This is a genomic window from Bacillus inaquosorum (assembly GCF_023238325.1).
GTDB classification, from domain to species: domain Bacteria; phylum Bacillota; class Bacilli; order Bacillales; family Bacillaceae; genus Bacillus; species Bacillus inaquosorum.
On the sequence record NZ_CP096592.1, the window covers coordinates 2,759,232 to 2,773,325 of the forward strand.

11 protein-coding genes, 1 other RNA gene and 1 other annotated feature are annotated in these 14,094 nt (G+C 45.4%); of the genes, 2 read left to right on the top strand and 10 right to left on the bottom strand.

Annotation, left to right across the window (positions count from 1 at the left end):
- Positions 1–14 precede the first annotated feature (14 nt).
- Positions 15–431: a cysteine metabolism transcriptional regulator CymR gene (gene cymR, locus M1M80_RS13945; RefSeq protein ID WP_003225879.1), complete on the bottom strand. Its 417-nt coding sequence runs from the start codon at positions 429–431 to the stop codon at positions 15–17.
- A 201-nt stretch (positions 432–632) separates the two neighbouring features.
- On the opposite strand from cymR, the gene M1M80_RS13950 reads away from it, so the two are divergent.
- Positions 633–1,898 carry a replication-associated recombination protein A gene (locus M1M80_RS13950; protein ID WP_060399135.1) on the top strand — a complete coding sequence of 422 codons (1,266 nt, stop codon included), beginning with the start codon at positions 633–635 and terminating at the stop codon, positions 1,896–1,898.
- A gap of 41 nt (positions 1,899–1,939) precedes the next feature.
- Here M1M80_RS13950 and M1M80_RS13955 read toward each other — a convergent pair whose 3' ends face one another.
- The 5 genes from M1M80_RS13955 to M1M80_RS13975 all read right to left on the bottom strand — a co-directional run bounded on the left by M1M80_RS13955 (position 1,940) and on the right by M1M80_RS13975 (position 6,658).
- Positions 1,940–2,704 carry a tRNA threonylcarbamoyladenosine dehydratase gene (locus M1M80_RS13955; RefSeq protein ID WP_060399136.1) on the bottom strand — a complete coding sequence of 255 codons (765 nt, stop codon included), beginning with the start codon at positions 2,702–2,704 and terminating at the stop codon, positions 1,940–1,942.
- An 83-nt stretch (positions 2,705–2,787) separates the two neighbouring features.
- Positions 2,788–2,980: non-coding RNA, 6S RNA (gene ssrS / locus M1M80_RS13960), on the bottom strand.
- A 60-nt stretch (positions 2,981–3,040) separates the two neighbouring features.
- The gene (gene aspS / locus M1M80_RS13965; protein ID WP_003237493.1) at positions 3,041–4,819 is read right to left on the bottom strand and encodes an aspartate--tRNA ligase; all 1,779 of its coding nucleotides are present in this window, start codon (positions 4,817–4,819) and stop codon (positions 3,041–3,043) included.
- Between the two features lie 13 nt (positions 4,820–4,832).
- The gene (gene hisS, locus M1M80_RS13970) at positions 4,833–6,107 is read right to left on the bottom strand and encodes a histidine--tRNA ligase (protein ID WP_060399137.1); all 1,275 of its coding nucleotides are present in this window, start codon (positions 6,105–6,107) and stop codon (positions 4,833–4,835) included.
- Positions 6,108–6,197: 90 nt separating this feature from the next.
- Positions 6,198–6,428 (bottom strand) — a binding site (T-box leader).
- Between the two features lie 59 nt (positions 6,429–6,487).
- Positions 6,488–6,658 (bottom strand): YrzK family protein, encoded by a 171-nt coding sequence (locus tag M1M80_RS13975; RefSeq protein ID WP_003237500.1) that lies wholly within the window; start codon positions 6,656–6,658, stop codon positions 6,488–6,490.
- A gap of 130 nt (positions 6,659–6,788) precedes the next feature.
- On the opposite strand from M1M80_RS13975, the gene M1M80_RS13980 reads away from it, so the two are divergent.
- The gene (locus tag M1M80_RS13980) at positions 6,789–8,342 is read left to right on the top strand and encodes an N-acetylmuramoyl-L-alanine amidase family protein (RefSeq protein ID WP_060399138.1); all 1,554 of its coding nucleotides are present in this window, start codon (positions 6,789–6,791) and stop codon (positions 8,340–8,342) included.
- A gap of 25 nt (positions 8,343–8,367) precedes the next feature.
- Here M1M80_RS13980 and dtd read toward each other — a convergent pair whose 3' ends face one another.
- The 4 genes from dtd to recJ all read right to left on the bottom strand — a co-directional run bounded on the left by dtd (position 8,368) and on the right by recJ (position 14,073).
- Positions 8,368–8,808 (bottom strand): D-aminoacyl-tRNA deacylase, encoded by a 441-nt coding sequence (gene dtd / locus M1M80_RS13985; protein WP_003237504.1) that lies wholly within the window; start codon positions 8,806–8,808, stop codon positions 8,368–8,370.
- A 12-nt stretch (positions 8,809–8,820) separates the two neighbouring features.
- Positions 8,821–11,025: a GTP diphosphokinase gene (relA, locus tag M1M80_RS13990; protein WP_003237506.1), complete on the bottom strand. Its 2,205-nt coding sequence runs from the start codon at positions 11,023–11,025 to the stop codon at positions 8,821–8,823.
- 169 nt (positions 11,026–11,194) lie between these two features.
- Positions 11,195–11,707: an adenine phosphoribosyltransferase gene (locus M1M80_RS13995; protein ID WP_003237508.1), complete on the bottom strand. Its 513-nt coding sequence runs from the start codon at positions 11,705–11,707 to the stop codon at positions 11,195–11,197.
- 5 nt (positions 11,708–11,712) lie between these two features.
- Positions 11,713–14,073 carry a single-stranded-DNA-specific exonuclease RecJ gene (recJ, locus tag M1M80_RS14000; RefSeq protein WP_060399139.1) on the bottom strand — a complete coding sequence of 787 codons (2,361 nt, stop codon included), beginning with the start codon at positions 14,071–14,073 and terminating at the stop codon, positions 11,713–11,715.
- Between the last annotated feature and the right edge of the window lie 21 nt (positions 14,074–14,094).

Below are 14,094 nucleotides of genomic sequence, written 5' to 3' on the forward strand. Positions count from 1 at the left end.
TTTACACCTCTGATCTAAATATAGAACATATAAGCTTCTTGCTCTCCGTCTGTATAGCTTGCAAGATCCTCTAGTGTTGTACTGTCTAAAACCTCTTTCACAGCATCCCGAATGCGAATCCAGAGTTCACGCTTGGCAGGCTCCTCGTCTTCCAGCACTTCAACAGGACTGATCGGCCCCTCAAGTACACGGATAATATCTCCCGCCGTAATTGCATCCGGCTCGCTGCCTAATACATATCCGCCGTATGCGCCTCTGATACTTTTCACTAAACCGGCATTTCTGAGCGGCGATACCAGCTGCTCCAAATAATGCTCGGACAAATTATTCGTCTGTGCGATGCTTTTTAATGAAGTCGGACCCTCACCATGCTTTTTTGCAAGCTCGATCATAATGGTCAGCCCGTATCTTCCCTTAGTTGATATTTTCAACATGAACACCTCTGTTATTTCATGATTTTCCACATTTATAATGGTAATTTCTATATGATTCGTCCGTTTATTATCTAATAGACCAACTGTTATTATAACATATCTTCAGTAAATTTTCATTGAGGCAGGCGGAAACGGGCCTTCCCTCTTTTCTAATGTCCAGTTTTCCGTTACCCTGTAATTAAGTAAGGAGAGATGATGATGAAGCCATTGGCATATCGGATGCGTCCGACAAAAATAGAGGATATTATCGGCCAGCAGCATCTGGTGGCTGAAGATAAAATTATCGGCAGAATGGTTCAGGCAAAACATTTGTCATCCATGATTTTGTACGGGCCTCCCGGAATTGGAAAAACATCAATCGCAACAGCAATCGCCGGTTCAACAAGTATTGCTTTTCGGAAGCTGAATGCTGTCATTAACAATAAAAAAGATATGGAAATCGTAGCCCAGGAAGCTAAAATGTCAGGTCAGGTGATTTTGATTCTGGATGAAGTTCACAGGCTGGATAAAGGGAAACAAGATTTTCTATTGCCTTATTTAGAAAACGGGATGATCATTTTGATCGGAGCAACCACGGCTAACCCGTATCATGCCATTAATCCTGCGATCAGAAGCCGGACACAGATTTTTGAGCTTGAGCCGTTAACACCGGAACTGATTAAACAGGCTCTGGAACGGGCGCTTCATGATGAGCATCGGGGCCTTGGCACATATTCTGTATCCATTGATGATCAGGCGATGGAGCATTTTGCCCACGGATGCGGAGGAGACGTCCGATCCGCTTTAAATGCGCTTGAGCTGGCCGTCTTGTCAACGAAGGAGTCAGCTGGCGGCGTAATTCACATTACATTAGAAACCGCGGAAGAATGTTTGCAGAAAAAGAGCTTTTCTCACGATAAAGATGGTGACGCGCATTATGATGTTTTGTCCGCCTTTCAAAAATCAATCCGCGGCTCTGATGCCAACGCCGCTCTTCACTATTTGGCAAGATTAATTGAAGCTGGCGATCTGGAAAGCATCGCAAGACGACTGCTTGTTATCGCCTATGAAGATATCGGCTTAGCAAGCCCGCAAGCCGGTTCAAGAGTGCTGCACGCTATTCAGACCGCTGAGCGAGTCGGATTTCCCGAAGCACGAATCCCGCTGGCCAACGCAGTCATTGAACTTTGCCTCTCACCGAAATCAAACTCAGCCATTCTCGCAATCGATGAGGCGCTGGCGGATATCAGAGCCGGAAAAATCGGGGATGTCCCGAAGCATTTAAAGGACGCGCATTATAAAGGAGCACAGGAATTAGGAAGAGGAATCGACTATAAATACCCGCACAATTACGACAATGGATGGGTCGAACAGCAATATCTCCCTGATCCTTTAAAGAACAAGCAATATTACAAGCCGAAGCAAACGGGCAAGTTCGAATCCGCGTTAAAGCAGGTATACGACAAATTAATGAAAAGAAAATAAGACAAAAACAGCCTTGATGACTCAAGGCTGTTTTTTACGGGTTATTTATCTTTCACACGTTTGATTTCAATGTCTTTCAAAAGCTCCATGACAACATGTCCGCCCATAATCAAACCGGCAACTGACGGCACAAAAGCATTAGAGGATGGCGGCATTTTTGCTTTGCGGATTTTCGCTTCATCATTTCCCACTTCTTTTCTGACATCTTCCCGAATGACAATCGGGCTTTCGTCAGAGAAAATCACTTGAACGCCCTTTTTGATACCCTCTTTGCGTAATCTCGTACGGACAACCTTTGCAATTGGATCAGTGTGCGTTTTTGAAATATCAGCGATTTGGAAGCGTGTCGGATCCGTTTTATTCGCTGCACCCATGCTGGAAATGAGCGGAATATCCCGTTTCAGACATTCTTTCATTAAATGAATTTTATAATGAATGGTGTCTGACGCATCAATGACATAGTCAAGATTATATTCAAAAAATTGCTCATACGTTTCTTCCGTATAGAACATTTTTAACGCGATCACTTCACACTCTGGGTTAATGTCTGCGATCCGCGCTTTCATTAAATCAACTTTCGGCTGTCCGACTGTTGAAAGAAGCGCGTGAAGCTGGCGGTTTACATTTGTAATGTCCACATCATCTTTGTCGACAAGCAGAATGCGGCCGACGCCTGACCGCGCGAGAGCTTCCGCCGCGAACGATCCGACTCCGCCGACCCCAAGAACAGCAACCGTGCTGTTTTTCAGCGTTTCAAGGCCTTCTTTTCCGATAGCTAATTCATTGCGTGAAAACTGGTGTAACAAGAACCTCACTCCACATTCGTATTCTGGTTTTCATCTATAAAATGGCTGATCCATGAGCAGCCGTTTTTTCTGCGCACAAAAAATAAAGTCCCAATAGTGCCGTTGCAGCTTTCCTTTGTTTTGAACCCGCTCTCAGCAGGTGGGTGCCCTCTTTTAAATCTTGTAAGTCCTCTTTACCGAATGAAAAGAGGCATGTACGCCATTTAAAAATGCGGGCTCCCAAATCAAAAAAATGTTCGGTCAAAACTAGGTGTACAACTAACACATCAGGACTTTATTTAACTTGTCAAAATCATATCACAGACGATTTTGATTTTCAAGAATCGAACTGCTCATTCAGTTCTTAACTTTTTTCTTAATAGAAAGATGAAGCTCATCAAGCTGGGCGTCGCTTACTTCCCCTGGCGCTTCTGTCATCAGGCAGCTTGCACTTGCCGTTTTCGGGAATGCGATCGTATCTCTTAGGTTCGTACGTCCTGCGAGAAGCATAACGAGTCGGTCTAAGCCGAGCGCGATTCCGCCGTGCGGAGGAGCGCCGTATTCAAATGCTTCTAAAAGGAATCCGAACTGCTCAGCTGCTTCTTCTTGTGAGAAGCCAAGAAGCGCAAACATTTTTTCCTGAATATCCTTTTCGAAAATACGGATCGAACCTCCGCCAAGCTCATAGCCGTTTAAGACGAGGTCATAGGCTTGTGCTTTCATGTCTTCAGGCGCTGTTTCAATCAGCTCAAGGTCTTCACGGACAGGCATTGTGAACGGATGGTGGGCTGCGTAAAAACGGCCTTCCTCCGGATCATGCTCTAAGAGCGGCCAGTCGATGACCCATAAGAAATTAAACAGGTTTTCGTCAATCAATCCGCGCTCTTTCCCAAGCTTTAAGCGCAGGGCGCCGAGTGATGCAGCAACAACTTCGAACTTATCCGCTCCGAACAGCAGCAAATCACCTTCAGCAGCATCAAGTGCTTCAATCAGCTTAGACTGCTTTTCTTCATCAAAGAATTTGGCGATCGGGCCTTTCACTCCGTCTGCCTCAACTTTCACCCAGGCAAGTCCCTTTGCCCCGTAGTTTGCAGCAAAAGCGCCAAGAGCGTCGATGTCTTTTCTGGAGTAATCGCCGGCTCCGCCTTTTACATTAATCGCTTTGACAACGCCGCCGTTTTCCACAGCTGATGAGAATACTTTAAATTCTGTATCCTTCACAATGTCAGACACATCTGTCAACAGCATGTCAAAACGCGTATCAGGTTTATCAGAACCGTATTTGTTCATTGCCTCGTCATACGTCATTCGAGGAAGAGGAAGCTTGAGCTCCACCCCTTTTGTTTCACGCATAATCTTTGCCATCATATCCTCAGCCAATGACATAATGTCCTCCTGGCTCATAAAGGACATTTCAATATCGATCTGCGTAAACTCAGGCTGGCGGTCCGCACGCAAGTCTTCATCGCGGAAACAGCGGGCAATCTGATAATAGCGTTCAATGCCGGATACCATCAGAAGCTGTTTAAATAGCTGCGGAGACTGAGGCAGCGCATAGAACTCACCTTCGTGCACACGGCTCGGCACCAAGTAGTCACGTGCTCCCTCAGGTGTGCTTTTTGTTAAAATCGGCGTTTCAATATCAAGAAACCCGTTATCATCTAAAAAGCTGCGGACTGCTTTCGTCACGTTATGCCGCATCTGCATCGTTTGAAACATAGCCGGTCTGCGCAAATCTAAGTAACGGTGTTTTAAACGGACGTCCTCTGATACGTCTTCTGCTTGATCAGAAATCGCAAACGGCGGTGTCTTTGCAGCACTTAATACTGTCACTCCATCAGCGTGAATTTCGATTGCGCCTGTTTTCAAATTCGCATTGACCGTGCCTTCTTCACGCGCTACCACTTTCCCTTTAACATCAAGGACGTATTCGTTTCTGATGCCTTCTGCAATAGCAAGCGCTTCTTTTGACACATCAGGGTTAAAAACGACTTGAACAATTCCTGTACGGTCACGCAAGTCAATAAAAATCAATCCGCCGAGGTCCCGTCTTTTTTGGACCCAGCCTTTCAGCGTTACAGATTCACCAATTGCTTTTTCAGTTATATCACCGCAATAATATGTTCTTCCAAACAATGCGTTCCACTCCTTATCCCTTTTGGTTTGCCTTCATCACATGTATAAATTCATCAAGTGCCACTTCAATCTGTTCGCCCGTCTGTGAATCCTTTACATTGATTTTATTTTGGGCAAGCTCATCTTCACCCATAATCGCAATAAATCTGGCATTCAGGCGGTCAGCTGTTTTAAACTGGCCTTTCATTTTCTTATTTTCATAATCAATTTCGCTGGAAATGCCTGCTTCTCTCAGTTTGTACACCAATGAAACAGAATAATCCTTCGCTTTTTCGCCGAGTGTGACGATATAGCAGTCGATTCCCTGATCAACAGGCAGTTCTCTTTTTTCAGCATCAATTGCGGCAAGCATGCGTTCAATGCTCATCGCAAATCCGATGCCCGGCGCTTCAGGTCCGCCGATCTGTTCGACAAGTCCGTCGTAGCGTCCGCCGCCGGCAAGTGTCGTAATCGCGCCAAAGCCCTCCGCATTGCTCATGATTTCAAATGCGGTGTGGTTGTAATAATCCAATCCTCTCACAAGGTTAGGATCGATTTCATACGAAATGCCAAGGTCGTTTAAGTATTGTTTCACTTTTTCAAAATAAGCGGCTGATTCTTCATTTAAATAGGTCAAAATCGAAGGTGCCGATTTCATCAGCTCATGATCTCGGTCTTTTTTGCAGTCCAAGATTCTGAGCGGGTTTGTGTGCAGCCGTGACTGGCAGTCTGAACAAAACTCTTCGATGCGAGGCTCAAAATGTTTCACGAGCGCTTCTCTGTAGCTTTTGCGGCTTTCTTGATCGCCGAGACTGTTTAGAACAAGCTTAACATTTTGCAAGCCTGCTTTTTGATAAATACTCATCGCAAGCGCCATTACTTCTGCATCGATCGCAGGGTCTTTCGAGCCAATCGCTTCAATTCCGAATTGATAGAACTGGCGGAAGCGGCCCGTCTGCGGACGTTCGTAACGGAACATCGGCCCGACATAATAAAGCTTTGTCGGCTGAACAGGATTTGCGAATAGCTTGTTTTCATTAAAAGCGCGAACCGCCGCGGCTGTTCCCTCTGGACGAAGCGTCAGGCTTCTGCCTTTGCGGTCCTGAAAGGTATACATTTCTTTTTGTACGATATCCGTTGACTCCCCTACACCTCTGGCAAACAGTTCTGTATGCTCAAAAATCGGTGTGCGGATTTCTTTATATTGATAAGTGCGGCAAGTGTCTCTCATAATTTGTTCAACAAACTGCCAGCGATCTGATTCTCCAGGCAGAATATCCTGTGTTCCTCTCGGAATGTTATATCCCATATGTAGACCTCCTTATGTATTCCTTATAAAATATACAATTATCGTTAATGATGAAAATGAAAAAAACCCCCGCCCCTACTATACATGTATAGTAGGGACGAGAGTTATACCCGTGGTGCCACCCTAGTTGGAATATGTTCATATTCCCGCTCGATCCTTTAACGCAGGTTCACGTTCACTGCCTAATGACGGGATTAACGCGTTCAGCAGGAAACCTCCGGAGTGTTGTTTCGAGAAAGACGCAATGGGATCCGCTTTCAGCCGGGGCGGTTCCTCTCTAGCCATGCAATCTGACCTACTCTTCTCCATTATTGGTTCAAATCATTCATCATTTGCTATGTACTCAATTTCTATTATAATAATGGGATTGGGGTTCTCTGTCAAGCTTTATTCCGGTTGTTTTTCCTCATCGCTGCTTCTTTGGACATAAGACCAAATTCAGAAGCTGTTTCCGTAAGATAACCGGTCGTATCGGGGTCAGCGTGATCGCTGTAATGCAGATTTGCTTCACCGTCGTGAAATGCGCGTCCCATTTTTGGATGATATTTCATGATTTGCACACCTTTTTGATTTATTTACGCCTAGTATAAACAAATCATTTTATTTTTATTTAAAAATCAGAAAGGACTTTACGATATTAAGCAAGAATGCTTTTTTTATGATCATCGAAAGGAGGACACAATGAGCAAGAAATACTTTGTTCTTATTGTATGTATTATCGTCGCCGGGGCGCTTTTCACGCCTTTTTCATCTGTTACAGCCGCTCAGGGAGAAGCGGTCATCGCAACAGATGAAATGAACGTCAGAAGCGGCCCGGGGCTTAGCTACGGCATTACAGCGGAAGTGAAAAAGGGAGAGCACTACCCGATTTTAAAGGAAGACGGAGACTGGGTGCAGATACAGCTTAGTTCCGGAGAAAAAGGATGGGTGGTCTCCTGGCTTATTACAAAGGAAGACCAGGCCAGCTCAAGTTCTTCAGAAAGCAGTAGCACTGTGACATCAACAGACCCCGATCTGCGGATGAGAACCGGACCGGGCACTTCATACGAAGTCATCGGCAAATTCCCTCAAGGCAGCCAAGCATCTGTCATTGATAAAGATTCCGGCTGGATCAAGATATCCTATCAAAATGCCACCGGATGGGTGTCATCTGAATATGTCACGTCAGGCGGAAGCAGTTCAGCGGCTGATGAGAGCGATCAAACCGAATCTTCCGGGGCATCAACGGGCACAGTCGGTGTTTCTTCACTTAATGTAAGAGCCTCCGCCTCACATGACGCGGCGATTATAACAAAACTTGACCGCGGAATGAAACTGACGATTCTCAACGAGAAAAATGGCTGGGCTCACATCGAGGTGAATGGGCTGAAAGGCTGGGTTGCAAGTCATTACCTTTTGACTAGTTCTGATCCAGCTGAAGATTCAGCAAATGCCGGCAGTTCATCCACCGCTAAAAAAGCCTATATCGTATACGGAGGAACGAATTTAAGAAGTGAAGCGTCAACATCAGCTTCGATCGTTGAACGTGCTGCCAAAGGCGATTCGTATACCATTACTGGTTCAAAGGGAAGCTGGTATGAAATAAAGCTTGATAACGGGCAGACTGCTTATGTAGCCAATTGGGTGGTCCAAACGTCTAAAAGCGCAGAAGAAGCAGGTGAGCCGCCTGTCTCTGATTCCCCGTCCGGAAACGGCTCTCTGAACAATAAAACGATTATTGTTGACCCGGGACACGGAGGAAAAGACAGCGGAACGATCGGCTATTCGGGCAAATTTGAGAAAAACCTGACGATCAAGACGGCAAAGCTGCTCGCCAGTAAACTCAGATCAGTTGGAGCAGATGTGTATGTGACACGCCAGGATGATACCTTTGTCAGTTTACAGTCACGGGTCTCCACGTCTCACTATCGCAACGCTGACGCCTTTATAAGCATTCACTATGACAGCTATGCAGATACTTCCACAAGAGGCAGCACTGCTTATTACTACAGTCCTGCCAAAGATCAGGAACTGGCATCAGATGTACACTCTGAAGTGGTAAAGCGTTCTTCCATTCCTGACCGCGGCGTGTTATTCGGAGATTATTTTGTGCTCAGGGAAAACAGGCAGCCCGCTATGCTGTATGAGCTGGGATATGTAAGCCATCCGCAGGAAGAAGCCATTGTACATAGCAATTCATACCAAGAAAAAGTAACAGACGGGATTGAAAGCGGATTAGAGAAATATTTCCAATAAAAAAAGCTGCCTCTTGGCAGCTTTTTTATTTTGAATCCATAATGAGCGTGACCGGTCCGGAGTTTGTTAGCTGAACATCCATCATTGCTCCAAACGTTCCGGTCTCCACCTTGATTCCTTTTTCACGAAGCAGGTCATTCCATTTTTCATAAAGCCCTAAAGCTTTATCAGGTTTGGCGGCGTTCATGTAGTTCGGCCGGCGCCCTTTTTTCGTATCTCCGTAAAGCGTAAACTGTGAGACAGATAAAATCTCTCCTCCTATATCTAAAAGAGACAGATTCATTTTTCCTTCACTGTCATCAAAAATACGTAGATGAACAACTTTATCGGCTAAGTAAGCTGCATCCTCTTCTGTATCATCGTGAGTGATGCCGACCAGCACCATGAGGCCTTGTCCAATTTGACCGACAACCTCTTCATCCACAGTAACGTTTGCTTCTGTTACTCGCTGAACAACTAATCTCATTTTTTAACCCCTCTAGTTCATGACGCGGCGCACAGAATAGATATCTCTTATCTGTTTAATACGCTCGACGACTTTATGCAAGTGATTAATATTCTGAATGAAAATCGCCATATGAATGGTTGCCACTTTATTGCGGTCCGATTTGCCAGAGACAGATGAAATATTTGTTTTCGTTTCATTCACTGCCTGAAGCACCTCGTTCAGCAATCCGCGGCGGTCATAACCAAGAATCTCTATCTCAACATTGTATTCCTTGCGCTTTTGAACCTGTGACTCATGTTCCCACTCTACCGGGATCAGCCGCTCCTGGGCTTCATTCGTTTTGACATTCGGACAGTCTTCACGATGGACCGAAACCCCTCTGCCTTTTGTGATAAATCCGACAATATCGTCACCCGGTACAGGGTTGCAGCATTTTGATAAACGGACAAGAAGATTGTCGATGCCCTTGACGCGAACACCCGCTTCCCGTTTTCTTCCTTGCGGGTATGGCTTAGATTCCGCAGTGACTTCCTGGACGATCTTTTCCTGTTCTTCCTGGTCGCGCTGCTTTCTCTCTTTTTCCGTCAGGCGGTTTGCCACCTGCAAGGCTGTAATGCCGTTGTAGCCGACCGCTGCGTACATATCCTCTTCATTTGAGAAATTAAACTTGTCAGCAACCTTCTGGATATTCTCCGGCGTTAAGACATCCTTCACTTCAAAATCCAGATTTTTAATTTCTTTTTCTACCAGTTCACGGCCTTTTTCGACATTTTCTTCGCGCCGCTGTTTCTTAAAGAATTGACGGATCTTATGCTTCGCCTGGGATGTTTGGGCAAGCTTCACCCAATCCTGGCTCGGACCGTAGGAATGCTTAGAGGTGAGAATTTCAACGATATCACCTGTCCGAAGCTTATGGTCCAGCGTTACCATTTTTCCGTTTACTTTGGCACCGATTGTTTTATTGCCGATTTCAGAGTGAATCCGGTAAGAAAAATCAATCGGAACAGAACCGGACGGAAGCTCGATTACATCTCCTTTCGGCGTAAAGACATACACCATGTCAGAAAACAAATCGATTTTGAGCGATTCCATAAATTCTTCTGCATCAGTTGATTCATTTTGGAATTCTAGAATTTCACGGAACCAAGAAAGCTTTTTCTCAAAGGTTGCGCCTTCATTGGCCGCTTTCCCTTCTTTATAAGCCCAGTGAGCCGCAACCCCGTATTCCGCAATTTCATGCATTTCAAAGGTGCGGATCTGCACTTCAAGCGGATCGCCTTTAGGCCCGATAACCGTTGTATGAAGCGATTGATACATATTCGGCTTCGGCATTGCGATATAATCTTTGAATCTGCCGGGCATCGGTTTCCAGCATGTGTGAATGATGCCGAGCACCGCGTAGCAGTCCTTTATGCTATTCACAAGAATGCGGACAGCCAGCAAATCGTAAATTTCGTTGAATTGCTTATTTTGCAGCACCATTTTTCGATAAATACTGTAAATATGCTTTGGACGTCCCGAGAAGTCAGCCTTGATATTCACTTCTTCGACACGTTTCTTCACTTCATTGACAACCTCTTCGACATAAAGCTCACGTTCTGCGCGTTTCTTCTTCATGAGGTTGACAATTCTGTAATATTGCTGAGGATTCAAATAACGGAGCGCCGTATCTTCCAATTCCCACTTAATTTTTGAAATCCCGAGACGATGCGCCAAAGGAGCAAAAATTTCCAGCGTTTCATTTGAAATTCTCCGCTGTTTTTCCTGAGGAAGATGTTTCAGCGTCCGCATATTGTGAAGACGATCCGCCAGCTTGATCAGTATGACCCGGATATCTTGAGCCATAGCGACAAACATTTTGCGATGATTTTCCGCCTGTTGTTCCTCTTGAGATTTATATTTAATTTTGCCGAGCTTCGTTACGCCGTCCACAAGCATTGCCACTTCTTCGGAAAATGCTTCTTTCAGGTCATCGAGCGTCACATCTGTATCTTCCACGACATCGTGCAAAAATCCGCCTGCGATCGTGGAAGGGTCCATTTCAAGATCAACGAGAATGCCCGCAACCTGAATCGGATGAATTATATATGGCTCGCCCGATTTGCGGTATTGCTCGCGATGAGCACCTTCAGCGTACAGATATGCTTTTTCGACAAATGCGATATGCTCATCGGATAGATAGCTGCGCGCTTTATCAATAACTTGCTCGGCAGTCAATACTTGTTCGTTCGCCATGGAATCACCTTTTTTAAAATGTAAACTGTATTGTAGTTTATTATCAAGAAAAAAACGAAAGATGTAAAGAGCAGAAGTTCAAATAGCCAAATATTATATAAAATAAATGTCAAAACAATAGGAAAAAAGCACCCTGACATGGAGTGCTTTTTCCGTTATGCGATTATCCTCAGTATTTCATTAATGTTAAAATGTCATAATCATCAAGTTTTTCTCTGCCGTCAAGGTAAGAAAGCTCGATTAAGAAAGCGATACCAGCAACAACGCCGCCAAGCTCTTCAACAAGTTTGATTGTGGCTTCAATTGTGCCGCCTGTCGCAAGCAGGTCGTCTGTAATAAGCACACGCTGCCCCGGTTGAATGGCATCTTTGTGGATCGTTAATACGTCTTTTCCGTATTCCAAGCCGTAATCCACTTTGATCACTTCACGTGGCAGTTTGCCTTCTTTGCGGACCGGCGCAAAACCTACGCCTAGCGCGTAAGCAACGGGACAGCCGATAATAAAGCCGCGGGCTTCAGGGCCGACGACCAAATCAATTTGTTTTTCTTTCGCATATTCAACAATTTGATCTGTGGCATAGCGGTATACATCGCCTTTATCCATCAGTGTCGTAATATCTTTAAATTGCACGCCCTCTTTCGGGTAATCCGGTACAATTGTTACGTATTGTTTTAAATCCATCTGTTTTATGTCCTCCTCGTACTTTCATAAGCCTCTGAATCTTGTTTCATCAGCTTATTCAGCCATTCCTTCAGCTCTTCAGCAGAAGAATAATTCAGCTTTTGATCCAGTTCCATCAGCTGCTGTTTCTCCTGATATGTTTGTGAGTCTGTTAAGTCGCGTTTCTTTACTCCGCTAACCACAGACAGCACACCATTCTCTATTTTAACAAAACCTAGATCAAAAAACACCTTTGTCATGAAATTGATTGTTTCAACGGACCAGCCTTTATGTCTTGCAAGCTCTGAACCGTGTTTTTTCACGTCAAAAGCGCCTCTTTTCAGCAAGAACGCATAATACCATTTAAAGTGGTCTCTTGCGGGAAATGTTGATAAAAAGTGGTCCTCATGATTGAGAAAAATGAAATATATCCGCTCAGGCGCCTTGCCTTCCAGCAAACGTGCAAGCATGTCCAACGAAGGCGGCGGATCAAGTAATACAATATATGCACCATCGAGGTCAAACGCCTTCGCTTGATCTACAGAGCTAATGACGTGCACTTCGCGGCGAAGGTCTTCAGTCTGAAGAAGTGTTGTTGAGTCTTCTTTGAAAGAGACAATGGCCCGTTTAGCAGATGGAAGGGCGGAAACTGTGTCTTCCCACATCCGTTTTCCCCTTAAATCAAACAGCTGCCATTCAGAAACAGCGGCATCCTTAATCATAAGCTGCGGTTTTTTTCTATTGTTCCATTCGTTGATTGACATCTCGCCGACAATTGAAATTCTTGTACCCGGGACGATGCCTTCTTCAAGCTCACCTTTATTAAAACCGACGCAATCAAGCTGGGATGACTCGTTTCTGACCGTCATTTTGACATGATTTTTATTAGCCCCGATCTTGCGAACATCTTCCAGCACAGCGTTTTCTACGAGAACGTGCGGTTTCGGGTTCAGCATGCCAAATGGGGACAGCTGGTTCATCTCTGTGATGCTTTCAACTGTAATGTCCTCGACATCGCAGACAAGATCGACTTCCTGTACAGGAATAAAATCTTCTTCCGTAAGCGTGTTGTTCGCTATTTCATTCAGCCTGTTACGCAAATCCGGCACATCTTCGGCATTCAGCGTCATCCCCGCCGCCATTGGATGGCCGCCGAAATGAGGGAGAATATCTCTGCATTCAGAAAGGCTCTCGAATAAATTAAAGCCCCTGATGCTTCGGGCCGAACCTTTAGCAATCCCTTTTTCTTCATCAATGCCGAGCACAATGGCCGGTCTGTAGAAACGGTCCACTAGCTTTGAAGCCACAATCCCGACGACTCCCGGATTCCACCCGGCTTTGGCTACGACAATTGCAGTTTGATTGAGACCTTGCTGTTCAACCATTTCAATCGCTTCATCCGTCATTTTACTGACCATCTTTTGGCGTTCTTTGTTCAGCTGATCAATTTCAGCGGCAAGCTCTTCCGCTTCAAACGGATCCTCTGACATGAGCAAATGAACAGCGGGATCAGCCTGTTCAATTCTTCCGACGGCATTCAGCCTTGGTGCAAGCTGGAAACCGACTGTTTCTTCGTTCGCTTCTCCGATGTCCCCGCCTGACAGCTTGATCAGCTCTTTTAAACCCAGCCGAGTCGTCCGCCGAAGCCTTTCAAGTCCTAGTGTTGCAATTAATCTGTTTTCGTCATGCAGCGGGACAAGATCGGCAATAGTACCGATTGCCGCCAAGTCAAGCAGTTCATCTGGAAGTTCGCCCAATAAAGCGTGAGCAAGCTTAAACGCGACTCCGACCCCGGCCAATTCTTTAAACGGGTAGGTGCAGCCCGGCTGCTTCGGGTGGACGATCGCGTGAACATCCGGGAGCTCCGGTCCCGGCTCATGGTGATCGGTTATAATGACATCCAGCCCAAGTTCCTTTGCCACCTTTGCTTCATGCACAGCGGCAATTCCTGTATCAACCGTAATAATCAGAGAGAAGCCCCGTTCTTTAATCGAACGGAACGCCTGTTCATTAGGGCCATATCCTTCTTTAAAGCGGTCAGGTATATAAAAATCAACTTGAGCCGACAGCTTTTGCAGTGTGTGCAGCATCACTGACGTACTGGTAACTCCATCGGCGTCATAATCGCCATATATCATAATCTGTTCTTGTTGTGAAATCGCCTGTTTTATACGCTCTGCCGCTTCTTTCATGCCCTTCATTTCAAAAGGGTCATAAAAATCGGCATCCTTTGTATGTAAAAACAGCTTTGCGCTTTCTGCCGTATCAAAGCCTCTTTTTACAAGCAGGGACGCAACAAGAGGTGTTATATGCAATTGTTCTGTGAGTGATTTGACCTTATCCTGATCTGGTCGCTGGATTTCCCATCGCATTTTTGACGCTAACATAAATTCACCCCTCAACCACCC